Here is a 24269-nt window from a genome sequence, read left to right on the forward strand (position 1 = left end):
AAAATAAAGGTTGTCACGGGTTCATGGTGGTCAGGAGTTGCAGGCCGCCGGACCGCCTGCTGGCCATGCGCAGGCATGGTGTCGGGTTTTCCGACAGCTGCGCTGCGCCCCGTTCGTGGTGACTCAGCGGCCGTAGATGCGGTCCAGCACCGCCGAAACCTCTACCAGCCGCTCCGCCGCGGGATCGAAGCGCGCCCCGCCTGCCAGCCGCCTGGCCCAGTCCGCGGCGGCACGCCCGCCCCAGGCATCCGGCGCCGCCGCCAGGGTCTCGCGCGCGGTGCCGCGGAAGCGTTCGGCGGTGAAGTCGTAGAAGGAGCCGTTGACGTTCCGCAGCGCGGCGCCGCCCCCGGTGCCGTAGAAGGCCGCGGAGATGATGGCGTCGCATCCCGCCTGCAGCCGCCAGGAACAGGCCAGCCGCACCGCCGCCCCGCCCTCCAGCCCCAGGGTGGCGATGGCGTAATCCTCGACCCGGTCCTGCCGCCCGCCCAGCGGCTCCCCGGCCGCGAGGAGTGTGCCGTCGACGCTGGCGACGGCGGGGAAATCCAGCGTCCAGAGGGCGAGGTCCACCAGATGCACGCCGAGATCCATGACGCAGCCGCCGCCGGAAAGGGCGGGGTCGTAGAACCAGGACTTGTCCGGCCCATAGGCATTATGGAAGACCAGATCGACCGCATAGACGCGGCCCAGCCCGCCCGACCGCACCACGTCGCGGATGCGGCGCATTCCTTCGGTGAAGCGGTAGGAGAGGTCGACCGCCAGCAGCCGGTCTGCCTCGCGGGCCGCCGCCACCACCGCCCGCGCCTCGGCGGCCGTGCGGCCCAGCGGCTTCTGGCAGAAGACGGCCACGCCGCGTTCCAGCGCGCGGATGGACTGTTCGGCATGGAGGGCGCTGGGGGTGGCGATCACCACCCCTTCCACGCCCGCATCCAGCATCTCATCGAGCGAGGCCACCTGCCGCGCATCCGGCGCCAGCTTCAGCGCCTCCGCCGCCATCTCCGGCGAGGCATCGGCGATGACCGCGGCCTCCGCCGCGCCGGATTCCAGGATGGCCTGCATGCGGTGGCGGCCGATCCAGCCGACACCCAGGAAACCGAGGCGCGGGCGGGCCCGCCGTGCCTCGTCCGCCAAGCTCCCGCTCATCGGTAGGTCACCAGCGCCTTGAGGAAGCCATCGGGGCGGTCGCGCGTGGCATTCAGCGCCTCGCCCAGCCGCTCCAGCGGGTAGCGGTGGGTATAGAGCGGGCCGGGGTCCAGCCGGCCGGAGGCCACGGCCTCGATCGCCTCGCGCATCCCCTCCAGATAGACCTTGGGATCGCGCTCATGCGCGTTGATCACGTCGATCCCGCGCCAGTTCCAGAGCCACATATTCACCTGACGCGGGCCGTCCTGGTGATAGCCGGCGACGATCAGCCTGCCGCGTTCCCTGGTCAGTTCCCCTGCCAGGTCCAGCGGCCATTGCTTGCCCACGGCCTCGATGACACGGTCGCAGAAGCGGCCGCCGGTCAGGTCCTTCATCTGCCCGATGATGGCATGGTGATCCTCCATCGGGATCACCTCAGCCGCGCCCATGCGCCGGGCGAGATCGAGGGAGAAGGGACGGCGGGAGATGGCGATCACCCTCGCCCCCGCATCGCTGGCCAGCCTGGTCAGGATGGCGCCGAGGAAGCCGATGCCGATGATGGCGACGGTCTGCCCGGCCTCGATCCCGCTGCGGCGGAAGATGTTCATGGCGCAGCCCAGCGGCTCGCCAGGGAAGGGCTGGCCGGCCAGCGAATCCGGCAGGCGCAGCACGGCATCCGCTTCGGCCAGGTCGTACTCGGCATAGCTCTTGTAAGTGAGGGCGGCGACGCGCTCGCCGACGGAAAAGCCGGTCACCCCTTCCCCTACCGCATCCACCACGCCCCAGCCTTCATGGCCGAGGGCGCCGGGCTCGGTCGGGAAGCGCATCCATTCCGGGCCCGCCCAGGGCGTGAGGTTGGAGGCGCAGACGCCACAGCCTTCCAGGCGGATACGCAATTGTCCCGGGCCTGGCTGCGGCAGTGCGGCCTCCTCCAGGCGGATCTGCCCCGGTCCGGTCAGAATGGCGGCCCGCATGGTGCGGGTTTCGGCGGTGGCGCTCACGGTCGCAGGTTCCCCCCAGCCATCACTGGCCCTTCTCCATTGTGGCAATGGCTGCCAACGCAACTGGGCCATGGCCGTTTCAGGAATGTGGAAAGAATCCCGCCTCCAGCCATGGCGGCCCGGCCGGGACATTCTTCCAGGCGGAAGCATCTCCGCGGCGGGCAGCGGGAACAATGTCGCGCGCCCCGCGCCGCCCGCGTTGCGGCGGAAGGCCGTTCCGTGCTGCCCTGCCGCCGAGGGAGGATCGTGGCATGACCTATGCGGAGTTCTGGCACCGCTACCTCAGGGCCCATGCGCAGCCGGCGACGCGGCTGACGCATTTCGCCGGCAGCCTGCTGGCGCTTCTCGCGCTGCTGCTGGCGGTGGTGCTGCTGGACTGGCGCTGGCTGATCGCCGCGCCCGTCATCGGCTATGGCTTCGCCTGGGTGGCGCATCTGGTGATCGAGGGCAATCGTCCCGAGACCTTCGGGCATCCCTTCTGGTCGCTCCGCAGCGACTTTCGCATGCTCTTCCTCTGGCTCGGCGGGCGGCTGGAGCCGCATCTGCGCGCGGCGGGCGTGGCGCCACCGCCGCGTCATGGCCAGGCCGCCGGCCGGTAGGGGCGGGGCGCGCTGGCCCCGCCCGGCGGTCAGAAGCCGACCTTGTCGCCGCCCTTGAGGGACAGCATCTCGCGCGCCTCATCCGGCGTCGCGACTTCCATGCCCAGGCCCTCGATGATCTGGCGCACGGCGCGCACCTGCTCGGCATTGGTCTGGGCCAGGCGGCCGGGGCCGGCCCAGAGGCTGTCCTCCAGCCCCACGCGGACATTGCCGCCCATGGCGGCGGCCATGGCGGCGATGGGCAGCTGGTTGCGCCCGGCGCCGAGCACGGACCAGCGGTAGTTGTCGCCGAAGAGCCGGTCGGCGGTGCGCTTCATGTGCTGCACCTCTTCCGGATGGGCGCCGATGCCGCCCTGCAGCCCGAAGACCGTCTGGATGAAAAGCGGCGCCTTCACCAGCCCGCGGTCGTAGAAGTATTTCAGGTTGTGCAGATGCGCGGTGTCGTAGCACTCGAATTCGAAGCGCGTGTCGTTGCCGGCGCAGGTCGTCAGGATATGCTCGATATCGCCGAAGGTATTGCGGAAGATGATGTCCTTGTTGCCGAGGTAGTCACGTTCCCACTGGTGCTTCAGGTCCTTGAAGCGGTCCAGCATGCCGAAGAGGCCGAAATTCATTGAGCCCAGGTTCAGCGAGGCCACTTCCGGCTTGAAGGTGGCGGCGGGGCGCACGCGCTCCTGGATGCTCATGGTGGGGGCGCCGCCGGTGGTCAGGTTCACCACCACGTTGGAACGCTGCTTGATCACCGGCAGGAACTTGGCGAAGGCCTCCGGCGACTGGTCGGGCTGGCCGGTCTCGGGGTTGCGGGCATGCAGGTGCACGATGGCCGCGCCGGCCTCGGCCGCGCCCAGCGCCGCATCCGCGATCTCCTCCGGTGTCACCGGCAGATGCGGCGACATGGAGGGGGTATGGATCGCGCCCGTCACGGCACAGGTGATGATGACTTTCCGCTTGCTGGCCATCTGCCTCAGCCTTCCTTCTCGGCGGACGCCTTATGCGCCCACAATGCCGCCAGGCGGCGGTCACGCCAGCGCATCTTCGCCGGCAGATCTGTCGCGGCGCGCCATTGCGCCATGATGGTGGAGACGGCTTCCTCGCCATAGACCTCGGGCGATGGCGGGTCGGCCGCCAGACGGCGATAGAAGCCCGTGTAGCGCGCGCAGTAATCGGGGATACCGCCGGGGGCGTTCATCTCGATGGTGCCGAAGGGGCCGAGGAAGCTCCAGCGCAGGCCCAGCCCGTCGGACATCGTGAGGTCGAGGTCGCCGGGGGTCACGTAGCCTTCCGATGTCAGCCGGAAGGCCTCCGCCAGCAGGGCGCCCTGGAGGCGGTTGAGGATGAAACCCTCGATCTCCTTCAGCACGGTGATGGGCACCTGGCCGATGGCCTCATAGATGCCGCGCGCGCGGGTGAGGATCTCGGGCGCCGTCCATTCCGCGCCACTCAGCTCGACCAGCGGGATGAGGTGCGGCGGGTTGACGGGATGGCCGATCAGGCAGCGCGCCCGCCCCGGCAGATCCTGGGTGAAGAGGGAGCAGCGGATGGCGGAGGAGGAGGAGGCGATGATCGCCTTAGGCGGCGCCGCCCGGTCCAGCCGGGCGAAGAGGTCGCGCTTGACCTCCAGCGTCTCCGGCCCGTTCTCCTGCACGAAATCGGCCCCGGCCGCCGCTTCCTCCAGCGTCGCGGAGGCCGAGATGCGGGCGGCGGCGCCGGCGGGGTCCTGGCAGAGCCCGTGGGCCTCCAGGTCCCGCAGCCCCTGGGCGCAGAGGCCGACCGCCGCCTGCGCCACGCCCTCCGCCGGGTCCCAGAGCCGGACATCCCATCCGGCTCTGGCGAAGATCATGGCCCAGGCGCGGCCGATCAGGCCGCTACCGATGATGGCGACAGTTTCGCTCACAGCCACAGCACCTTCCTGCGAAGTTCTTCATCCTCACGCAGCAGCCGGGACTCGCCCATCCACTGCACCGTGCCGCGCTCCAGCGCCACGGTGCGGTCGGAGATGGCCAGCGCCAGGTCGAGGTGATGGTCCACGATGATGATCGATACCTCCTGCCGCAGCTTGTCGAAGGTCTCGAAGAGTTCCTCGGTCACGGCGGGGGAGAGGCCCTCGAAAGGCTCGTCCAGCAGCAGCAGCCGGGTATCGCCGGAGAGGGCGCGCGCCACGGCCACCATCTGCTGCTCGCCGCCGGAGAGGCGGTCCGCCGCCACGTTCCAGCGTTCGCGCAGCCGGGGGAAGAATTCCAGCACGCGCTCCTCTTCCCAATGCGTGCCGGCGCCGGTCAGGCGCTTCAGGCGGCCGAGGCCCAGATTCTCGCCCACCGTCATGCCGGCGAAGAGCGCGCGGCCCTGCGGCACGAAGCCGACGCCACGACGCGCCACCTTGTCCGGCGCAAGGCCGGCGATCTCGTCCCCCGCCAGCCTGATGCTGCCGGAGGCCGGACGGGCCGTGCCGATCAGCGTCTTCAGCAGGGTGGATTTGCCGGCGCCGTTGCGGCCGAGCAGCGCCACCACCTCGTTCTGCCGCACGGTCAGCGTGATGTCGCTGAGGATGTGGGACTTGCCGTAGAAGGTGTTCACCTTCTCCAGCTCCAGCAGCGGCGCTTCCCGCGCCGCGCTGGGGCGCGGCTTCTCGGCCAGGGCATGGGAGCCGGAGCCGAGATAGACGGCCTGCACCCGCGCGTCGTCGCGCGCATCGGCCACGCTGCCATCCACCAGCACCTCGCCATCCGCCATGACCGTCACGCGGTCGGCCATGCGGAAGACGCGGTCGATGTCGTGCTCCACCAGCAGCACCGGGATATCGGCGGAGAGCGTTTTGATCAGGTCGCCCACCCGCTCGCGCTCGGCGGCGGCGAGGCCGGCGAGCGGCTCGTCCAGCAGCAGGATGCGCGGGCGTGTGGCCAGCGCCAGGCCCATGTCCAGCAGCCGCTGCCCGCCATAGGACAGGCTGCCGGCCTCGGCCTGCTCGACGCCGGCCATGCCGGTCCAGCGCAGCAGTTCGGTCGTGTCGGCATTCAGGTCATCGAAGCCGCGGGCATCGCGCAGGAGGCTGAAGCGCGCGGGATGCCGGGCCTGCACGGCCAGCCGGATATTCTCCTCCACCGAAAGGCCGGGGAAGAGATTGGTGATCTGGAAGGAGCGCCCCAGCCCGGCACGGGTGATGGCATGCGGCGCCATGCCGTCCACCCGCTGTCCGTCCAGCATCACATGGCCCTCATCCAGCGGGAACATGCCGGAGAGCAGGTTGAAGGCCGTGGTCTTGCCGGCGCCGTTGGGGCCGATCAGCGCATGCAGGCGCTTGTCCTCCACGGCGAAGGAGACGCCGCGCACCGCCCGCACGCTGCCGAAGGATTTCTTCATGTCCTCGGCGACCAGGACGGGGCCCCTGGCGCTGCCCTCACGGATGAAGCGGGCGGGGATGCGGCCGCTGGCCCCGGCCTTGCGGGCGGCCATGGCGGCGCCCTCGGCCGGCGGCTTGGGCCGCACCAGGCCCAGCACGCGCCGGCCGATGCCCACCAGTCCATCCGGCGAGAAGACGATGAAGCCGACGAAGAGCAACCCGAAGATCAGCAGCCAGTTGGCTGTGTACATCGAGAGGAATTCGCGGAAGAGGATGTAGAAGAGCGCGCCCAGCGCCGGGCCCATGAAGCTGCGCATGCCGCCGATGACGACCATGGCCAGCAGCTCGCCGGAGAAGGCGATATTGATCGGGTCGGCCGAGGCGAAGCGGTGGTTGAAGACGCTCAGCACGCCCGCCAGGCCGGTAATGGTGGCGGAGATGGTGAAGGCCAGCAGCTTGTAGCGGTTGCTGTCATAGCCCAGGAAGCCGGTGCGGCCCTCATTCTCCCGGATCGCCACCAGCACGGTGCCGACGGGGGAGCGGCGCAGGCGCCAGAGCGCCCAGAGCACCACCAGCGCCACCGCGCAGACCACCATGTAGTAGTTATTGGAGTTCTGCAGGGATTCCCAGCGCGTGACATTGCCCAGGCCATCCTCGCCGCCCGTCAGGCTTGTCCAGCGGAAGGCGATGGAGAAGAGCATGGCCGTGAAGGCCAGGGTCAGCAGCGAGAAATAGACCCCGCGCCGGCGCAGGATCAGCGCGCCCGCGACGGCGGAGAAGGCGGCGACGATGATCAGCGCGCCAATGGCGGGCAGCACCATGTCGCCGGGCAGGTAGTGGCGTTGCAGCAGCGCCGCGGCATAGGCACCGATGCCGAACCAGGCGCCATGGCCGAAGGAGACAAGGCCGGTCCAGCCCACCAGGATGTTCAGCCCCATCACCGCCACGGCGAAGACCACCACATCGGTGGCGGTGGTCATGGTCAGGCCCAGCGCGTCCAGCGCGAAGGGCAGCACCACCAGGGCCGCCAGCCCGATCAGCAGCGGGCGCAGTTCATGCGTCAGGGAGTCACGCGTCATTGCGGCGGGTGCCCTATTCGAAGCGCTGGATGCGTTCGCCGAACAGGCCGCGCGGACGCAGCAGCAGGACGAGCACCATCAGCAGATAGACGGCGGCCTCGGTGGCCGGGGGAAAGGCATAGGCGGCCAGGCCGCGCACCACGCCCACGATCAGCGCCGCCAGCACCACGCCCCAGAAGGAGCCGAGCCCGCCGATGACGACGACGACGAAGGCGAAGGTCAGGATCTCCGCCCCCATGGTGGGGGTGACGCCAGTGACGGGTGCCATCATGGTGCCGGCCAGCGCGGCGAGGCCCACGGCGATCATCACCACGGCCGTCATATAGGGCTTCAGCGAGATGCCGAGCGCGGCCACCATGTCCGGGTTCTGCACGCCGGCGCGCACCACGCGGCCGAAGGCCGTGCGCTTCAGCAGCAGCCAGAGCCCGCCGACGCAGAGCACGGCTACCAGCAGGATCAGCAGCCGGTATTTGGAATAGATGAAGTCGCCCACGAAGACCTGCCCGCGCAGCCAGAGCGGGATGGAGAAAGGCACCGGCGCGGCGCCGAAGGTCATCCGCAGCGTCTGTTCCGCCACCATCGCCAGGCCGAAGGTCAGCAGCAGGCTGAGGATGGGGTCACCGCGATAGAAGCGGCTGAGCAGGAAGCGCTCGATCACCAGGCCCAGCAGCGCCACCGCGACCGGCGAGGCGATCATCGCGCCACCGAAGCCGATGGTGGGGGAGAGTGCGACGGTGAGATAGGCGCCGATGGCGTAGAAGGCCCCATGCGCCAGATTGACCACGCCGCCCAGGCTGAAGATCAGCGACAGACCCAGCGCGATGAGCAGGTAATTGGCCCCGATGAGCAGGCCGTTCAGCACCTGCTCCAGGATGAAGACGAGTTCCAAGTCGGACACTCCCGAAATCGCGGGCGCCCGTCCCGGTCAGGACGGGCGCGGATGGCGGTTCAGCTCGGGAAGGTGCAGCTGTTCTCCTCAGGCGTGGAGGCGACCAGCTCCAGATCCTCTCCCGGGGCGGGGATGGGGGCGGACGAGCTGAAGATGTCGTACTGGTTCTTGGCCTGGCCGGGCGGCAGTGCGGTGATGGCGTACATCTCCATCATCAGCTGGTGGTCGCGTGCCCGGAAGTAGCCTTCGCGCGACTTCGAGATATCGAATTTCGCGCCCTTCTCCAGATGCTCGACCACCTTGGTGGGGTCAACGCTCTTCAATTCGTTCATGGCCTGACCGATGACCTTCACGGCCGTGTAGTCGCTCCAGCCCTGGTTCTCCGGCGGGCGGCCGAACTTACCGCGGAAGGCCTCGGTGAACTTCTTGGCGGAGGGCGCCTCCAGCATGTGGTGCCAGACCACCGGCCAGGTGCCGAGGAAGTTGCCGGGGCCGGCGCCCCAGGCCAGGGCGATGTCGAAGCCGAAGCCCGCCACCGGGAAGCGCAGGCCGAATTCACTGTACTGCTTGAGGAAGTTCGTCACCTGCGCGCCGGCCAGGTTGCCGATGACGATATCCGGCCGCGCCTGGCGGATCTTCAGCAGGAAGGGCGAGAAATCGGTCAGCTCGGTCGGCACCAGGTCCTCGCCGGCCACCGTCGCGCCATGCTCGCCCAGATACTTCTTGGCGACCTTCAGCAGGTCGTGGCCGAAGGCATAGTCGGCGGTCAGGGCGTAGTATTTCTTCCCCTTCACCAGCCCCTGGTCGAGGATGGCGCGGCCGGCGGTCTTCACCATCATCGAGTTCTGCGACTCGGTATGGAACATGTAGCGGCGGCAGTCGGAGCCGCGCAGCGCGTCGGAATTGGCGCCGGTATTGATGAACAGCACCTTCTCCCGCTGCACCACCTGGCCGATGGCGAGCGCCGAGGCAGAATTGATCTCACCGACGATGCAGGCGACCTTGTCGCGCTGCGTATAGCGCTCGGCCTTGGCCGAGGCGGTCTGCGGATTCACGCTGTCCTCGAACATGATCTCCACCTTGCGGCCGGCGATGCCGCCGGAGGCATTGATCTCCTCCATCGCCAGCTGCGCCGCCTGCACGGCGAATTCGCCCAAGGGGCCGAGGAAGCCGGTGCGCGGCGTCAGGTGGCCGATCCGCAGTACATCGGACTGGCCGTAGGAGATGGAGGGCGCGGCCAGCAGCGCGGCGCCGCCAGCGAGCAGCGCACGACGGGTCGTGTTCAGTTTCTTGATCATTCGGCGTTCCCTTTGGTCCCGTTGACAGGACTTTTTTTAGTGCGATCTGAGATCACAGATACCATCGCAAAGCCCGGCGCGCCTGTCTATAGTCATCGCAATATGAACCCCGCCGTTGCCGATCTCGCACCGCTGGAACGCCGCACGCTCGGCGACAGCATCTACGGCCATCTCTCAGGCCTGCTGACCTCAGGCCGCCTGGCGCCGGGTGAGCGACTTTCGCTGCGGGACAGCGCCGCCGCGCTCGGCGTCTCCGTGATGCCCGTGCGGGAGGCGGTCAGCCGGCTGGTGGCGGATGGCGCGCTGGAAGTGGCGCCGAACCGCGCTGTGCGTGTACCGGTGATGACGACGGAGGGCTTCCGTGAGCTGGCGGATACGCGCATGGCGATCGAAGGGCTGGCCGCCGCGCGCGCGGCGCGCTGCCGCACGCCGCGGCAGATGGCCGCGATCCGTCGGGCTGAGGCCGCCTTCCGCGCGCTGATCGATCAGGACAGTCCCGATCCCGGCCTTTCGGTAGCGCTGAACCGCGACCTGCATTTTTCCATCTACGACGCCTGCGGCCTGCCGACCCTTCGCAACGTGATCGTCGGCCTCTGGCTGAAGGCCGGGCCTGTGATCAACCTGGATCTGCGCGCCGGCCCCGACCGGTTGAAGCTGGGCCATGCCCGCCGCTGCCATGCGGAGGCGCTAGCGGCGATCATCGCCGGTGACGCGGCGGCGGCCGAGGCGGCGATCGCCGGGGATATCGATGAGGCGGCGCGGTTCATCATCGCCCGCGGCGTGCTGCCTGCCTCGGCGTGAGATCAAAAAATGGAGGAAACATAAAGATGGATCTGGATATTGCGGGACTTCGTGTCCTGGTCACCGCCGGCGCCGCGGGCATCGGCCGTGGCATTGTCGAGGCCTTCCATGCAGAGGGCGCGCGGGTCTTCACCTGCGACCTGGACGCCGCCGGACTGAAGACGTTGCCACCGGAAGTGGGCCACCGCGTGGCGGATGTGGCCGACCGCGCCCAGGTAGGTGCGCTGTTCGAGGATGCGGTCGCGCATCTCGGCGGTCTGGACGTGTTGGTGAACAATGCCGGCATCGCCGGCCCGACCGGCAAGGTGGAGGAGATCGCGCCCGAGGACTGGGACCGCTGCCTGGAGGTCTGCCTGACCAGCCAGTTCAACTGCGCCCGGCTGGCGGTGCCGCATCTGCGCGCCAGCGGCAATCCCTCGATCGTCAATCTTTCTTCTGCCGCCGGGAAATTCGGCTTCGCGCTGCGCAGCCCCTATTCCGCCGCCAAATGGGGCGTGATCGGCTTTACCAAGTCCCTGGCGATCGAGCTGGGCGACGCCGGCATCCGCGTCAACGCCATCCTGCCGGGGCTGGTGGCCGGCGACCGGCAGCGGCGGGTGCTGGAAGCCAAGGCGCAGCAGCGCGGCCTTTCCTTCGCCGAGGTGGAAAGTGCTGCCTTCTCCTATACCTCCATCAAGGATTACGTGACGCCGCAGCAACTGGCGGATCAGATCCTGTTCCTCTGCAGCCCGCGTGGCCGCACCATCTCCGGCCAGGCCATCTCCATCGATGGCGACATGCGGATGCTGGCCTGATCTGGCTGGGGTTCTTTCGGCTCCGGCCGGCTTTTCCTGGCCGGCGCGCGACGCGCGGTTGGCCTCCATGGCTTTGGCTGAAGCCGCACCGCCCGGCTGGATGCGACCATTTCCCGGCGGGGGCCCAGAACCGCCCGCGGGAGGAGGAGCGCCGGCGCTGAAGCGGGCGCTCCAGCCCTCAATCCGCCGGATGCCGCCTGCGCCGCCGCATCGCTACCAGGCCGGCCAGCCCCGCGCCGAAGAGCGCGAGGCTCATGGGCTCAGGCACCTCATACGGCCCGCTTGGGCGCCGGGCGATGGTCAGGTGCTCGACATCGTCAGGCCTGCCGTGGTTGTCGAAGAACGGCGAGTTCCAGCGGCCGTTCTCGAACATCTCATTCATCAGGAAGGCTGTCAGGGCATTGTCTGCCTTTGACTTGAACACCATGACGTAGTCGAACAGGCCGAATTCGGGGCTCCTGATCCTCCATGTGCCGTCAACGCCCGTGGAATTGTCGTTCGTCAGCATCATCTGGGTATTGGTCTCCCAGTCATCGAAGCCGAAGAAGGCGGTGGAATTGATGCGGGGGATATTCGCCTTCAGTTCCGTGGCGTTGGTGGAGGTCAGGGTCTGGCAGGCGCTGGCGGCGGTGATCACGCCGGGCTTGGCCGGACCGTCATAGACCAGAGCCGCTCCATTGACGACCCAGCTGGCCGGGCAGGATGTCAGGGCCAGGGCGGCCTGTGTTGATGATAATGGGGCTGTGCTGCTGATCAGAATTCCAGCGAGCAGAGCTGATGCTTTCCAATGCATCGGAATCGCTCCTGATACGGAATGGCAAGAACAGAAGAGCATGCATCATATCGACTTATCAACGAGTAGAATTGGCTTTGCGGCTGATTTTGTAAGGATTTTGTGGGAATTTCTGTATTGAGTGGAAGGTCCATGACAGATGGACTGTCGGATCAGGACAGTATCGATCCTCAAAGCCGCCTTGAGACAGCTTGGCTATTGTGATGGGCGGGATGCGGCATCCCATTCCAGTACGCGGCCGGGCATGCCCTTCCAGGCGGTGGCGTGGATGACGGCCGTCACATAGGCGTCCACCATGCCTCGGCGCGCATGGGCCGTGATCCGCAGGATCATGCGCCGCCCTGCGCCGGATTGTGCCGGGGCAGGGGTGCGGAAGCCGTCCTGCCGCAAAGGCGCCAGCCCCTGATCCTGCATGAACTGCGCCAGGATGGTCTGGGTCAGAGGCGGCGCCGAGAGGCGGGCGGGCCAGGGGTTGCCGGTATGCACGGTCATGCCGTCCCGCAACCGTTCCGCCAGCGCCATGCCTACGCCCGGGACGGAACCGATATCGCCGGCGGTGCGGAAGCGGGCGCGGTTCTGCGAATCATTCATGGAACCGACTTGGCGGATACGAAGCCCGGTATTCGGGTCGCGCCACTCCACCACCCTTGCCGCCAGCGCCGCCGCATCCTGCTCCGCCACGCCGGCGACACGGAACATGGCGGTCAGAAGAGGCTCCGGCGCCGCATTGATATCCAGGCGGCCATCCTCGTCCGTGGCCTGGACTGCAACCTGGCTACCGCCAAGTTCCAGGCGGAAGCTGGCCTGCGGCGGGCGCAGGCCAGGGTCGAGCGTCGCCATTCGATGCGCGGCGAACCAGACGCCGCTTTCGGCCGCGCTGCGGGCCTGTGCCAGATCGGCCTCGATCTGCGCCGCGCCCGCGCCATGGGCGGCCAGCCGCAAAGCGACCGTTCCCAGCACGCCGATCAGCAGCGCGATCCAGAGCGCGAAGACGAGCGCCGACCCTCTGCGACTAACGGAGAGGGGGCGTCGCATTGTGGCGGACCGCGCGCCTCTCCTCACGAGGCGCCATGTTGAGCATGCGCAGCCGCAGTTCCTCCGTCGAGCGGCGCAGTTCCTCGGTATTCTGCACGACGCGGGGCGTGAGCAGCACCAGCAACTCGGTCCGGCGCCGGTCACGGCTCCTGACACCCGTCAGCTCGCGCAGCACGGGGATATTGACGAGGAAGGGAATGCCCGAGCGCGTCTCGGAATCCGCTTCCCGGATCAGCCCGCCCAGGGCCACCGTCTCCCCCGAGGGGACCGATACCACGGTCCGCAGGCGGCGCTGCTGGATGGTGGGGCTGTCGATGCCACTTGTCGTTGTCTGCACGGCGTCGGAGACATCCTGGTCGACATCGAGCAGCACGCCGCCGACGGAATTCACCCGTGGGGTCACGTCCAGCGCCACGCCGGTATCGCGCATGGTCACGGAATTGACGATGCGGTCGTCGCCTTCGGTGCCGGTGGCCTGCTGCGTCACGATCGGCACGGAATCACCGACGCGCAGCCGCGCCGTCTGGTTGGACAGCACCATGACCTGTGGAGAGGAGATGACGCGCACATCCGTCAGGCTCGCCAGCGCCTGCAGCACCGTGCCCGCGTCGGCGCCGCCGGAATAGAGGATGTTGAAGCCGGGAAAGAGCGGTGCCGGCGTGCCGGCGGCATTGTTCGCGAGGTTGAAGCTGAAGCGGCCGGAGCGGAAGAACCAGGAAAGGCCGTATTCCAGTCCCTGGTTCAGCGTCACTTCTGCGATCACCGCGTCGATGGCGACCTGGCTGGGCGGGCGGTCCAGCACCAGCACGGCGCGCTCCACCAACCGCCAGTCGGACTGGCTGGCATAGACGATCAGCGCGTTCTGCGTCTCATCGGCCACGATGCGGATCGGCGCGACCGGCAGCCCGGCGGCGGCCCCACCACCACCGCCTTCCGGCGGAAAAGGCGAGGAGAGGCCGGGGATGGCCGGAGCCCCTGCCGGCATACCGCCGCTGCCAGCCCCACCTGCCGCGCCCGCGCCGCCGCCGCCCTGGGCAGCCTGGATCGTGGCGCTGCCTGTGCCGCCCACCGGCGCATCCATGATGGGCGAAATGGCACCCGCCGCCATCTGCACGCCGGGCTGCCCCGGCGCGAGCAGGGAGCCGCCTTCCGCGCCACGGCCGCCCCCCTGCAGCAATTGCCGCAAGGTCGTCGCCAGGTCCGTCGCGCGCACATACTGCACATGGTGGACGAAAAGCTGCGGCGTATTGCCCAGGCCGGCCGCGTCCAGGTTGCGGACCCAGCGGCGCACGCGTTCCAGCTGCTGCGGCTGGGATGCCATGATCAGCACCGCATTCATCCGCGCCACCGGCATGACGCGCAGCGCCTCCCGCCCATTGCTCTCGCCGCCGAAAAGGGCGGTCAGTTCCTGCGCCACCGTCGCGGCGGGCGCGGAATCGAGCGGCAGCAGCGCGATGGACTGGTTCCGGATCCAGCCGACATCGAAGCTCTGCGCGGTTTCCAGCAGCGTCGCCAGCTGCGGGCCGGTGCCTGCCAGCAGCAGGATGTTGCGCGCCTCATCCGCGGTGATGGAGCCGCCGCGCGGCGCCAGGGGTTGCAGCACCCGTTGCAGGTCGGCTGCGCGGGCATGGGTGAGGGGCAGCGCCACGATGCCGAAGCCAGGCCCGGCGCGGACACCCGACATGCCCAGGCTGACCGGTGGGCCGGATTGCAGGGCAGCTTCCAGCGGCACGACCCGGTAGCCCGTGGGGCCACGCAGCAGCGCGGCGCCATTCGCCTCCAGCGCCGCTTCCAGCAGGGAAAGCGCCGCGGCCTCCGGCACCGGGCGCTGCGTCTGCAAGGTGATGCTGCCTGTCACGCGCGGGTCGATGGTATAGTCCAGCCGCAGCAGGTCACCCAGCACCGCCTGCACGGCCTGCGCCAGCCCGGCATCCACGAAGTTCAGCGTGACTGTCCCGGTGCCGGAGGAGACGGCGCCTGAAGGCGCTGTCAGCTGCGCCGGGCCGCGCGGCTGCGTGCCGGAGTCGATCACCGTCGGCCGGGCGAAGGTCGGTCCCGCAGCCGTCGCGGCTGTCATGGTGGCGCCGGTCGCGGCGGACTGGTAGGCGGGCGGGCGCTGCCCTGCCTGCTGCAGGCGGCGCATGGCATCGTCGAAGGCGGTGCCACCCCGCAGTTCGGGTTCCTTGCAGGCCCCCAGTGCCAGGGTGGTCGCCAGTGTCAGGATCAGCTTCTTCACGGGCCACCGAGGGCGGCGGAATTCGCGCCGAGAATGGCATTCAGCGTGGTGAGCACCATGCCTGCAACAAGACCTCCGAGGATCAGGGTAATGCCGGGGACGAGCAGGACGAGGAGGCGCTCCGTCGCGCGCTCGGCCTCCTCCTCATGGATGACGGCGACCTCCTCCAGCATCTCGCGCAGGCGTCCGCCTTCCTCGCCGATGCCGATGAGGGTGATGGCCAGGCGCGGCAGCACCGCCTCCCGCGCCAGGGCGGCGGCGAAGCCGGCACCGGCGGAGAGGTGCTGGCCCGCGCGCTTCAGCCCGGCGGCCATGGCGGCATTGCCGGCGGCGGCGCCCGCGTGTTGCAGCGCCTCCGTCAGCGGCACGCCGGCGCTGAGCAGGACGCCCAGCAGCCGCGTGAAGCGGGCGGTGGCGGCGCGCCAGGCGAGGGGGCCGATCAGCGGCAGGCGCAGCAGCCGCGTGTCCCGCCAGTGCCGCCCCTCGCTGGAGGAGAGGGCGCGCAGCGCCAGCAGCCCGAGGCCGAGCAGGATGGCAAAGCCGAGGGCGCCCCATTCCCGCAGCCAGGCCGAGGCGTCCAGCATGAAGCGCGTGGAGGCCGGCAACTGCCCGCCCGCCGCCGAGAACAGCGGCTCCAGCGCCGGCAGCACCACCGTGACCAGCACCGCCATCACCGCCAGGGAGAGCGCCAGCACCACCGCCGGATAGACCAGGCTGGCGCGGATGCGCTCGGCGATGCGTTCCAGCCGCAGGGTCTCGGTCGCCAGCCGGTCGAGCACCGCCGGCAGCTTGCCGGTGCCCTCGGCGGTGGCGACGGCGGCGCCGTACCAGCCCGGAAAGGCCTGCGGCCGCGCCGCCACGGCCACCGAGAGCGGGGTGCCCGTGCGGATGGTGTCATGCAGCCCCTGCAGGATGCGCCGGGGCGCCGTGGCGGCTTCCGACCCCGCCAGGGCCTCCAGCGCCAGATCGAGCTGCAGGCCCGCCGAGAGCAGCAGGCTGAGCCCGCGTGTCAGCCGCGCCAGCTCCCGCGGGCGCAGCCGCAGGTCGCCGGCCATGCGGAAGCCGGCGATGGCGGAACCCTCGCCGGCCGGGCGCACCTCCATGGGCAGGTGGCCGCTCTCCTGCAGGCGCCGGGCGGCGGCACGCTGGTCCTCGGCCTCCACCCGGCCGCGCAGGGTGCGGCCGTCCGGGGCGATGGCGACATAGTCGAAGGAGTGCAGGGCAGCCATCCGTCAGGCACCACCCACCACGCGCATGACCTCCTCGACCGAGGTGATGCCGGCCAGGGCCTTGCGAAGCCCGGCTTCCTGCAGGCTCGGCATGCCCTCGGCCGCCGCCGCCTCGGCCAGGGTGCCGGCATCGGCCCGGCGCAGCACCAGCCCGCGCAGGGCGGGGCTGAGATTCATGACCTGCATGACCGTGGTGCGGCCCCGGTATCCCGTCCCGCCGCAGCTGCCGCAGCCCTGGGGGCGGTAGAGCAGGATGGGGCGCGGCCCCGGGGACAGCCGGGCGAGGCCGAGGCTCTCCACCAGCGGAAGCGGTGCCTCGAAGCCCTCCCGGCAATGCGGGCAGAGGGTGCGGACCAGCCGCTGCGCCAGCACGCCGCGCAGCACGGAGGCGATCAGGTAATCCGGCACCCCCAGGTCCATCAGCCGCGTCACCGCCGAGGGGCCGTCATTGGTATGCAGCGTCGCCAGCACCAGGTGGCCGGTCAGCGCCGCCTGCACCGCCACTTCCGCCGTCTCGGGGTCGCGGATCTCGCCCACCAGCATCACATCGGGGTCGTGGCGCAGCATGGCGCGCAGCGCATGAGGGAAGGTCAGGCCGATCTGCGGCCGCACCTGCACCTGGCTGACGCCATCGAGCCGGTACTCCACCGGGTCCTCGATGGTGCAGACCTTCATCCGGCCGCGATCGAGCGAGCCCAGCGCGGCATAGAGCGTGGTGGTCTTGCCGCTGCCGGTGGGACCGGTGACCAGCACCATGCGGCTGGTCTGCGCCAGCAGTTCGCGCAGCGCCCCGATTTCCTCCGGCGCGAAGCCCAGCGCCTCGAAATCCAGCGCGACGGCGCCGCGGTCGAGGATGCGCAGCACCACGCCCTCGCCATCCAGGGCCGGGATGACGGAGACGCGCAGATCGACATCCCGCCCGCGCACGGCCAGCCGCATCCGCCCGTCCTGCGGCAGCCGGCGCTCCGCCACGTCGAGCCGCGCCATGATCTTGATGCGGGAGATGACGCCCGTGCCCAGCGCCGGCGCCACGATGCCGGTCTCCCGCAGCACGCCATCCACCCGGAAGCGGGTGCGCAGCCCGCTCTCGGTGGGCTCCAGATGGATGTCGGAGGCGCCGCTCTCCACGGCACCCAGGATCATCGCGTTCACATGCCTGACGACCGGCGCCTCGCTGGCCTGGTCGCGCAGGCGCGCGGTGTCCTCGGGCGTGCCGGCGGTGGCGTCCAGCGCTACGGCGGGCGCGGGCGCCGCGGCCTCCTCCAGCCGTGCCAGCGCCGCCTCGATGGAGGCCGGGGTGGCGACCGCGACGGCGATGGTCAGGCCCGTGGCCAGGGCCGCCGCCTGCACAACGAAGGGGTCCAGGGGGTCAGCCAGGGCCAGCAGCAGCTCCTCGCCCTGCAACCGGGCCGGGAAGGCGTGGCTGCGGCGCAGGAAGCGCAGCGGCAGGCGGTCCAGCAGCGGCGCCTCCAGCGGCAATTCATCGCGCGATAGAAGGGGCAGGTCCAGCGCCTCGGCCGCCGTGGCCGCGAGGGCTTCCTCGCCGACCAGCCCGAGGGCAAGCAGGGCGGGGATGAGGGATTCATCGGCCGAGCGCCGCGCTTCCTCGGCCCGTGCCAGGGCGGGTGGGGTGAGGAGGTTGCGCTCCAGCAGCCGCTGCGTCAGGCGCTGTTCCGCCTGTGAAATCCCGGTGGTCAGAGCGGCATCCACGATGGCGCACCTCCGGCCAGGATCCAGCTGACCCAGGCGGCAGCGGACAGCGCGGGCACGAAGGGGATTTCGGCGTCCTGAGCCAGACGCCGGTCCCGCAACCAGACCAGCAGCAGGGCCAGCGCGGCCGCGGCCGTGACCAGGGGGGCGAGCCCGCCCGGCCCCACCCAGGCCCCGGCCGCGCCCAGCATCCAGGCATCGCCGCGCCCGAGTCCGTCATGGCCGCGCAGCCGCCGGAAGACGCTTTCGATCAGCCGGAAGGCCAGGTAGCCCAGCGCCGCGCCGGCGGTGGCGGCCAGCAGCCGCTCCGGGCCCAGCAGGGCGGCGCTGGCGAGGCCCGCCAGCACGAGGGGCAGGACCAGCGCGGCATGGACCAGGCCGGAGCGCAGGTCGATCCAGCCGAGGGCCAGCAGCAGCGCGCCGAAGACGGCAGCGGCCGGCCAGGCGGCCGGCGGCAGCAGCGCCGCCAGGGGGGCGAGGAGCATCGCGCAGAGCAGGGGGATGGCCCGGCGCCCGGCATTCTGGCGGGAAATGCTCAACATGAAGCCATCACCCCTGCCTGGGTGGCGCCGCAGGAAAAGACAGGAACATGATGCCCGGCCATATGCATGGAGCAGTGCCTGACCATTGAATCGCCCCGCAAGAGTGGGGGGCCGCCTCACCGAAGGCAAAGTAAATCGGAGCGGCCGGGGGAAGGCTTCCACGCGCCGCAAATCCTGGGCTGCGGCGAAAAAAGCTGAGATCATGGCTGTATTGTCCAGATAGTAAGCGACCGTCCGGCGGAGATCCGGGCGGCCGCCTCAGGCGCCGTTAAAGTATGAAGTCGGTGAGGCCGAGCGCAGTCCCGGCCGCGACCTGAATGCTCATCTCCGCCGGCCCGCCATCGCCGGCATCGATCTGGACAATGCCTGTATTGGCCACATAACGAACCGAACCCTGGCCATTGCCGGCGAAGCCCTGGGTTCCCATGAAGCGGAAGGCGCCGTCGGTTCCGTCCAGGACCGGATTGAAGCCATCCAGCGTGGCATCGATCGCCGAGAGGTCGATCTTGTCCGTCCCGATAATGAAGTCAGCGATGGTGTCGCGCCCCGCCACGAAGGCGGTATAGGTGAAGAAATCCGCGCCATCGCCGCCGGTCAGCGTATCGGCGCCCTGGCCGCCGATGATGATGTCGCTTCCGGCATCACCGAAGATGACGTCATTGCCATTGTCGCCGCCCAGCACGTCATTGCCGGCGCCGCCTTCCAGCCGGTCGGCGCCGCCGCCGCCATGGATCTCGTCGTTGCCGCCCAGGCCGAGCAGCGTGTTGGCCCCGGCATTTCCGATCATGACATTGGCGGAGGCATTGCCCGTGCCATTCAGCGCGGCGCTGCCGACCAGTGTCAGGTTCTCCACCGTATTGGCCAGGGCGAAGGTGGTGCCGGCCACGGTGACCGAGACCCGGATGGTATCGGTGCCCTCGCCCAGCGCCTCCACGACCGTGTCACCGATATTGTCCACGACATAGAGGTCGTCGCCGGTGCCGCCCACCATCCGGTCGGCGCCGGCGCCGCCATTCAGCGTATCGTTGCCCGCGTCGCCCGTCAGCGTATCGTTGCCGGCGCCGCCGTTCAGCACGTTATCGCCGGCATTGCCGGTGATGCTGTTGGCGAGGGCATTGCCCGTTCCATTCAGGTTCAGGTCGCCCTGGAGTTGCAGATTCTCCACATTGGCAGACAGCGTGTAGGTGACGGTGCTGCGGACCGTATCCGTGCCCTCGTCAGGGAACTCGCTGACGATATCGGCCGCGCGGTCGACGATATAGATGTCATTGCCGAGTCCGCCCGACATGGTATCGGCGCCCAGCCCGCCGTCGAGGGTGTCGTTGCCGGCCTCGCCGAACATCCTGTCGTTGCCGTCCTCACCATTCAGGATATCCACCCCGGCACCACCGAAGAGGGTATCGACGGCCAGGCCGCCATTCAGCGTGTCGTTGCCGCCACCGCCGAGCAGCGTATCCTGGCCGCTGCCGCCATTCAGGAAATCATCGCCCGCACCGCCATCCAGAGTGTCGGCGCCGGCGCCACCATCAATGATGTCGTCGCCGCCAAGGCCAGACAGGATATCATTGCCGCCGAGGCCGATGATCTTGTCGTTTCCCGCGGTGCCACGCAGGTTGTCGGCGCCGGCGGTGCCGACGATCGTCTGGGGGGTCCCCGGCGTCGGGTTGGTATTGTTCCGTAGCGCCGCCGCCGTGACCGGGCCATCGGCGAAGTCGAAGAACTCGACGCCCCTGACCAGATCCGTGCCATCCTCGCCACCACCGAGATGGGCGATGGTGAAGACGGTGGTCTGCGCATTGTAGGTCACGTTGTAGGCCGCGCGGGTGCCGCTGAACTGCACCCTGTCAGCCGTGCCTTCGCCACCATCGATCGTGTCGTTGCCACCGCCGCCGCTGATGGTGTCGGTTCCGCCGCCGCCGTTCAGCGTGTCGTTGCCATCGCCCCCGTCCAGCGCGTCGTCGCCATTGCCGCCATCGATCGTGTCGTTGCCCCCCCGGCCGGACAGGCTGTTGCTGGCGGCATCGCCGGTGATGGTGTCATTGACCTCGCCGCCGATGACATTCTCAATGCCGGTGAAGGTATCCTCAATGGCCAGGGTCGCGGTGGTCAGGCCGTTGGCTGGGTTGCGGTTGCTGCGGGTATTGCCCTCCAGCAGGTTGATGCTGAAGCTGGCGAACTCGCCCTGATAGGACACGGTATCGGTGTCCTCGCCGCCTGCCATGATATCGACCCCGAAGCCGCCCATCAGCACGTCGTCGCCGGCACCGCCGTCCAGCGTGTCATTCTCGCTGCCGCCGATCAGCGTGTCGCTGCCGTCCTCACCGAAAAGGGCGTCGTTGCCGCTGCCGCCGATGACGAAGTCGTTCCCGAGCCCGCCATGCACCTCGTCGTCATTCTCGCGGCCATCCAGGGCATCCGCCCCCGCCGTGCCGACGAGAAGGTCGCGTGGCGCGCCGTCGCGCGGGCCGATGATCTGCTCGCCGGGGATGCGCGTATCGAGCACGCGGGCGACGATCGCGCCATCGGTATCCAGGCCATCGGTGCTCTGGCCGGCGCCGGCGATCACCAGCCGCCCGTCGCCGAGGCCGGCGGCGGAGAAGCCGGCGCCGGAGAGTGCCGAGCCGTCCTCCATGAAGACGTTGAAGTCACCGCCGATCGGCTGACCATCATGGCCATAGACTTGGCCGCGCACGGTGCTGGTGCCCGCGCCGGCCGGGACCTCGTAGTAGATGACGAAGCCGGTGCCGAGGTCGTCCTCCGCCGTCGGGCTGACATGGAAGACGCCGGTCGCATTGGCCGGCAGCGTGAGCTGCGCGATGCTGGCCGTGGCGGTCCAGCCGTTCTCGCCGCCGGGCGTCATGACATGGGCCTGGACGCGCCCGTCCTCGCCCTGATAGGCGACCAGGAAGCCCGTGGTCAGCCCGGCCACCTGCACCTTCGTCCCGGCCTTGATCGGGTTGGCCAGATCCACCGTCACCATGTCCTCGAAGGTGGTCACGTTGCCTGTGGTGACGGGGTTCAGAACGGCCGCCTTGACCTGATTGCCGCTGACATAGCTGATGATGAGTTCGCCATCATGCAGCGAGGTCACGGCCGCGTCCCGCCCGTCCTCGGCGATGACGAAATGGCCGGTGTCGTCATCATTGACGGGGCGGGAGACGGGGGCCTGCTCAAGCCCGTTGGCATCCACGGGGATGACGAAGCGGTCCAGCAGGATCTGCCCGGACGCACCGCTTCCGGATACCGCAGTATAGACGACGTTGAAGCCGAACTCGACCGTGTCGTTGGCGGCATCCACGATCTCGTAGCCCACCACCGCGGCATCGCGCTGCAACAGGCCGGGCGTCAGCTCCACCTGGAACTCGGCCCCGGAATTGCTCAGGCCGCCGACGGCGGCGGTATGCCGTCCTTTGATGACGGCTGTACCGTCGGCATCTGTCTGCTGCCAGACGGCGACGACCCCGAGATCGCCAGCCATGCTGGCCGCCACGCCGGAGATCTGCTTCTCCACGACGTCCTGCGGGTCGATATCCAGCTTGAAGATCTGCTGCGCGTCGCCGAATTCAGGGTCATGCCGCCCAAGCGGATTATAGGCCTTCAGGTAGACGTTGTTCCCGCTCTGCCAGACGAAACCGAAGCTTTCCTCCATGGCCACGGCGATGGGCGAGGTCTGCGCGCCCACCGTGGGATCGCCCAGGCCAGGCCCGACATTGACCGTGAAGCCCCCGGTTGAATCGAGGCCCCAGGGTTGCGGAGTGCCCTCGGGTACCGAAGGGGTCGGGAGGGGAAGGGCCTGATAGAACAGGTCCATGGAGACCCGGACGGTGTTCTGGAGGCTCAGCGCATCGCCCGCGGGGGCGGTGCCGATGGTGGCGCCGAAAGCCAGCTGCTCGACGGCGTTGATCCTGTCCTCGCCATCGGGGCCGGGATCGCGGCCGCCATTCGTCAGGCGCATGTCCCTGACGGTATAGCTGCCATCGCCATTGAGGGTGACGGAGTAGCGTTCCCGGGAGGTGCGATAGGCTGCGACATCCGCCCCATCGCCGCCATCCAACAGGTCGTTGTCGCCGCCGCCATAGAGGATGTCATTGCCCATGCCGGCATGGACAGTGTCCGTGTCGCTTCTGCCGTTGCGCGTGTCACCGCGGTCCGCGACGACCGTGTCATCGCCGATCGTGCCGACGATCAGGTCAGGGCGTTCATCCACCCTCCCGTCCGGCCTGACGCGGTCGCCGACGATCTTCTGGCCAGGCGTTCGCGTATCGACCATCTGCGCGACAAGGTCGCCGAACTCATTCTGCGTGACGACCACGGCGCGGTCGCTGACCAGCGTGGCGAGGCTGTGCTGCCCGTTGCCGCCGGCGGCGTCCAGTACCGATTCATAGGCCGGGGTGGCCGGCGGGACGCCATTGCCGTCGAAGCTCTGCATGAGGATGCGGCCGTCGGTGGTGCCGAAGGACACCACGCCACCCTCATTGGCCTCACCGAGGCCGGTGACATTGAACTGGCCATTGTAGCTGCCTTCAGGCAGGTCCACGATGGTGCGGATGACGCCGGGCACCCATGTGGCCGCGCCATCGGCGAGGACGTAGGTCTGGCCTTTGATGACGAGGTCCGTCGGCGCGGCTGCACCATCCTTCACCGCCACCCAGAAAACGCCGAAATTGCCGGCGCCCAGCGACACCAGATGCGGCGCATGGCCGGGGACGATCTGATGCCCGGCAAGGGCTGCGTCCAGTTGCAGGGCAGGCGGGGGCATGGGCTGGCCATCGGTCGCGCTGCGGACCTGGCCGTGCAGCCTCTGGCCATCCGCGCTGGTCCAGATGATCGCCATCTCGCCGTCATGGAGCATCACAGCGGAAGGATTGATGCCCTGCCCAATGGTGGTGGTACCGTTATCATTGGTGGTGCCCGCCTCGGCATCCGCGCCGGCCGCGGCGACGGCCGTGGGCTCCCCCAGGGCGTTCGGCACCAGTTCGAAGCGCTGCATCCGGATCGTGGGAGGCAGGCCGTCCGCCTCCTCGACCCAGACGGCCGTGAAGCCGATCGCCGTGAGGTCACGGTCCGGGTCCGCGGGATCGGGGCCGAGGATCTTCTCATGGGGCGTCAGGGTGACGCTGTGCTGCCGGAAATTCGGCAGGCTGCCTGCCGGAATTGAAAGCGCGAATTCGCCACCCACCAGCCCAACCGGGCCAGTGACGCGCGCCTTCAGCAGAATGGGTTCGCCCGCGGCTGCCTGTTCCTGCCAGACCGCTGCAAAGCCATCGCCCCAGCCGGTGATGGAGGGACCGCTTAGAATATTCCCTCGCCCGTCATCCATGGTGACAGGGCCAGGAAGAATTTCGTCGAGAGGGCCAAGGACATGGTCGAAGGCCTGGAAGCGGATGCTCTGCACCGCTGGCTGCCCCGCCACCGGCACGGTGGTGGAGCGATAGGCGATCCCGAAATTCTCGCCCGAGTTATCGGCGACCGCCGGGGCACTTTCCAGAATGTCAGCGGTATTGGCGTGAATCTTGAAGCCGTTCGTTACCTCGTAAGGCATACGGCCCCATGCGCTTGGTGTCGCCATGACTCAGATCTCCCCCTCGACGGTAATGCGTGGATGGTTGCGGGTCCTGAAGTTCAGTTTTTCGTGATCAGCCTCTTGTGACGGAACCATGGTTCCGGCTCCTCCCGGGTCTAAACACATGAAAGAAACAACTGTGCTGCCTGGGCAGCGCGAATACTTACTAATAGAAACGCCGAATACATATCGGTCAATCAACAGTTTAACCTGATTTTACGGCTTGGATTCCTGTAAGCCTTCG

Annotated in this window: 17 protein-coding genes; 3 read left to right on the plus strand and 14 right to left on the minus strand. The window is 68.8% G+C overall.

The genetic code is table 11. The features are described 5' to 3' along the window. Positions 1-123 precede the first annotated feature (123 nt). Complete coding sequence (locus IAI58_RS03875) at positions 124-1140, minus strand: Gfo/Idh/MocA family protein (RefSeq protein ID WP_207446967.1); 1017 nt, start codon at positions 1138-1140, stop codon at positions 124-126. Further along, entirely contained in the window at positions 1137-2120 is a 984-nt protein-coding gene (locus IAI58_RS03880; RefSeq protein WP_237182905.1) for an MDR/zinc-dependent alcohol dehydrogenase-like family protein, read from the minus strand. The genes IAI58_RS03875 and IAI58_RS03880 overlap by 4 nt, the downstream gene beginning before the upstream one ends. Before the next feature lie 251 nt (positions 2121-2371). Here IAI58_RS03880 and IAI58_RS03885 point away from each other — a divergent pair, with 251 nt between their 5' ends. Further along, positions 2372-2719, plus strand: coding sequence for an Mpo1-like protein (locus IAI58_RS03885; RefSeq protein WP_207446966.1), 348 nt, complete (start codon positions 2372-2374; stop codon positions 2717-2719). A 29-nt stretch (positions 2720-2748) separates the two neighbouring features. Here IAI58_RS03885 and kce read toward each other — a convergent pair whose 3' ends face one another. From kce to IAI58_RS03910, 5 genes are read right to left on the minus strand one after another with little or no spacing between them, the layout of a single operon-like run. Further along, on the minus strand, positions 2749-3678 hold the full coding sequence (gene kce / locus IAI58_RS03890) for a 3,5-dioxohexanoate:acetyl-CoA acetone transferase (protein WP_207446965.1): 930 nt from the start codon (positions 3676-3678) through the stop codon (positions 2749-2751). A 5-nt stretch (positions 3679-3683) separates the two neighbouring features. Continuing rightward, entirely contained in the window at positions 3684-4613 is a 930-nt protein-coding gene (locus IAI58_RS03895; RefSeq protein ID WP_237182906.1) for a 3-hydroxyacyl-CoA dehydrogenase, read from the minus strand. Next, positions 4610-7135: a branched-chain amino acid ABC transporter ATP-binding protein/permease gene (locus IAI58_RS03900; RefSeq protein WP_207446963.1), complete on the minus strand. Its 2526-nt coding sequence runs from the start codon at positions 7133-7135 to the stop codon at positions 4610-4612. Before IAI58_RS03900 ends, IAI58_RS03895 begins: the two co-directional genes overlap by 4 nt. 13 nt (positions 7136-7148) lie before the next feature. Further along, the gene (locus IAI58_RS03905) at positions 7149-8024 is read right to left on the minus strand and encodes a branched-chain amino acid ABC transporter permease (protein ID WP_207446962.1); all 876 of its coding nucleotides are present in this window, start codon (positions 8022-8024) and stop codon (positions 7149-7151) included. Positions 8025-8083: 59 nt separating this feature from the next. Then, positions 8084-9322 (minus strand): ABC transporter substrate-binding protein, encoded by a 1239-nt coding sequence (locus IAI58_RS03910; RefSeq protein WP_207446961.1) that lies wholly within the window; start codon positions 9320-9322, stop codon positions 8084-8086. A gap of 102 nt (positions 9323-9424) precedes the next feature. Between IAI58_RS03910 and IAI58_RS03915 the strand changes: the two genes are divergently transcribed. Next, positions 9425-10123, plus strand: coding sequence for a GntR family transcriptional regulator (locus IAI58_RS03915; RefSeq protein WP_207446960.1), 699 nt, complete (start codon positions 9425-9427; stop codon positions 10121-10123). 26 nt (positions 10124-10149) lie between these two features. Then, entirely contained in the window at positions 10150-10917 is a 768-nt protein-coding gene (locus IAI58_RS03920) for an SDR family oxidoreductase (RefSeq protein WP_207446959.1), read from the plus strand. 178 nt (positions 10918-11095) lie between these two features. On the opposite strand, the gene IAI58_RS03925 is transcribed toward IAI58_RS03920, so the two are convergent. From IAI58_RS03925 to IAI58_RS23250, 7 genes are all read right to left on the minus strand, one after another. Continuing rightward, complete coding sequence (locus IAI58_RS03925) at positions 11096-11710, minus strand: PEP-CTERM sorting domain-containing protein (protein WP_207446957.1); 615 nt, start codon at positions 11708-11710, stop codon at positions 11096-11098. 195 nt (positions 11711-11905) lie between these two features. Continuing rightward, positions 11906-12745, minus strand: coding sequence for a type II secretion system protein GspK (locus IAI58_RS03930; protein WP_207446955.1), 840 nt, complete (start codon positions 12743-12745; stop codon positions 11906-11908). Then, complete coding sequence (gspD, locus tag IAI58_RS03935; RefSeq protein ID WP_207446953.1) at positions 12723-14981, minus strand: type II secretion system secretin GspD; 2259 nt, start codon at positions 14979-14981, stop codon at positions 12723-12725. The genes IAI58_RS03930 and gspD overlap by 23 nt, the downstream gene beginning before the upstream one ends. Next, entirely contained in the window at positions 14978-16210 is a 1233-nt protein-coding gene (locus IAI58_RS03940; protein WP_207446950.1) for a type II secretion system F family protein, read from the minus strand. The genes gspD and IAI58_RS03940 overlap by 4 nt, the downstream gene beginning before the upstream one ends. Positions 16211-16213: 3 nt before the next feature. Further along, positions 16214-17920, minus strand: a complete 1707-nt coding sequence (locus IAI58_RS03945; protein ID WP_237182907.1) for a GspE/PulE family protein — start codon at positions 17918-17920, stop codon at positions 16214-16216. Further along, on the minus strand, positions 17905-18462 hold the full coding sequence (locus IAI58_RS03950; RefSeq protein ID WP_207446948.1) for a prepilin peptidase: 558 nt from the start codon (positions 18460-18462) through the stop codon (positions 17905-17907). The genes IAI58_RS03945 and IAI58_RS03950 overlap by 16 nt, the downstream gene beginning before the upstream one ends. Before the next feature lie 268 nt (positions 18463-18730). Beyond that, positions 18731-24031, minus strand: a complete 5301-nt coding sequence (locus IAI58_RS23250) for a calcium-binding protein (protein ID WP_207446946.1) — start codon at positions 24029-24031, stop codon at positions 18731-18733. Positions 24032-24269: the final 238 nt, after the last annotated feature.

This window comes from Roseomonas marmotae (assembly GCF_017654485.1).
Lineage (GTDB): Bacteria > Pseudomonadota > Alphaproteobacteria > Acetobacterales > Acetobacteraceae > Pseudoroseomonas > Pseudoroseomonas marmotae.

Coding starts and splice junctions, on each gene's coding strand:
- IAI58_RS03875 (WP_207446967.1), bottom strand. CDS start 1,140: ATGAGCGGGAGCTTGGCGGACGAGGCACGGCGGGCCCGCCCGCGCCTC.
- IAI58_RS03885 (WP_207446966.1), top strand. CDS start 2,372: ATGACCTATGCGGAGTTCTGGCACCGCTACCTCAGGGCCCATGCGCAG.
- kce (WP_207446965.1), bottom strand. CDS start 3,678: ATGGCCAGCAAGCGGAAAGTCATCATCACCTGTGCCGTGACGGGCGCG.
- IAI58_RS03900 (WP_207446963.1), bottom strand. CDS start 7,135: ATGACGCGTGACTCCCTGACGCATGAACTGCGCCCGCTGCTGATCGGG.
- IAI58_RS03910 (WP_207446961.1), bottom strand. CDS start 9,322: ATGATCAAGAAACTGAACACGACCCGTCGTGCGCTGCTCGCTGGCGGC.
- IAI58_RS03915 (WP_207446960.1), top strand. CDS start 9,425: ATGAACCCCGCCGTTGCCGATCTCGCACCGCTGGAACGCCGCACGCTC.
- IAI58_RS03920 (WP_207446959.1), top strand. CDS start 10,150: ATGGATCTGGATATTGCGGGACTTCGTGTCCTGGTCACCGCCGGCGCC.
- IAI58_RS03925 (WP_207446957.1), bottom strand. CDS start 11,710: ATGCATTGGAAAGCATCAGCTCTGCTCGCTGGAATTCTGATCAGCAGC.
- IAI58_RS03930 (WP_207446955.1), bottom strand. CDS start 12,745: ATGCGACGCCCCCTCTCCGTTAGTCGCAGAGGGTCGGCGCTCGTCTTC.
- IAI58_RS03940 (WP_207446950.1), bottom strand. CDS start 16,210: ATGGCTGCCCTGCACTCCTTCGACTATGTCGCCATCGCCCCGGACGGC.
- IAI58_RS03950 (WP_207446948.1), bottom strand. CDS start 18,462: ATGTTGAGCATTTCCCGCCAGAATGCCGGGCGCCGGGCCATCCCCCTG.
- IAI58_RS23250 (WP_207446946.1), bottom strand. CDS start 24,031: ATGGCGACACCAAGCGCATGGGGCCGTATGCCTTACGAGGTAACGAAC.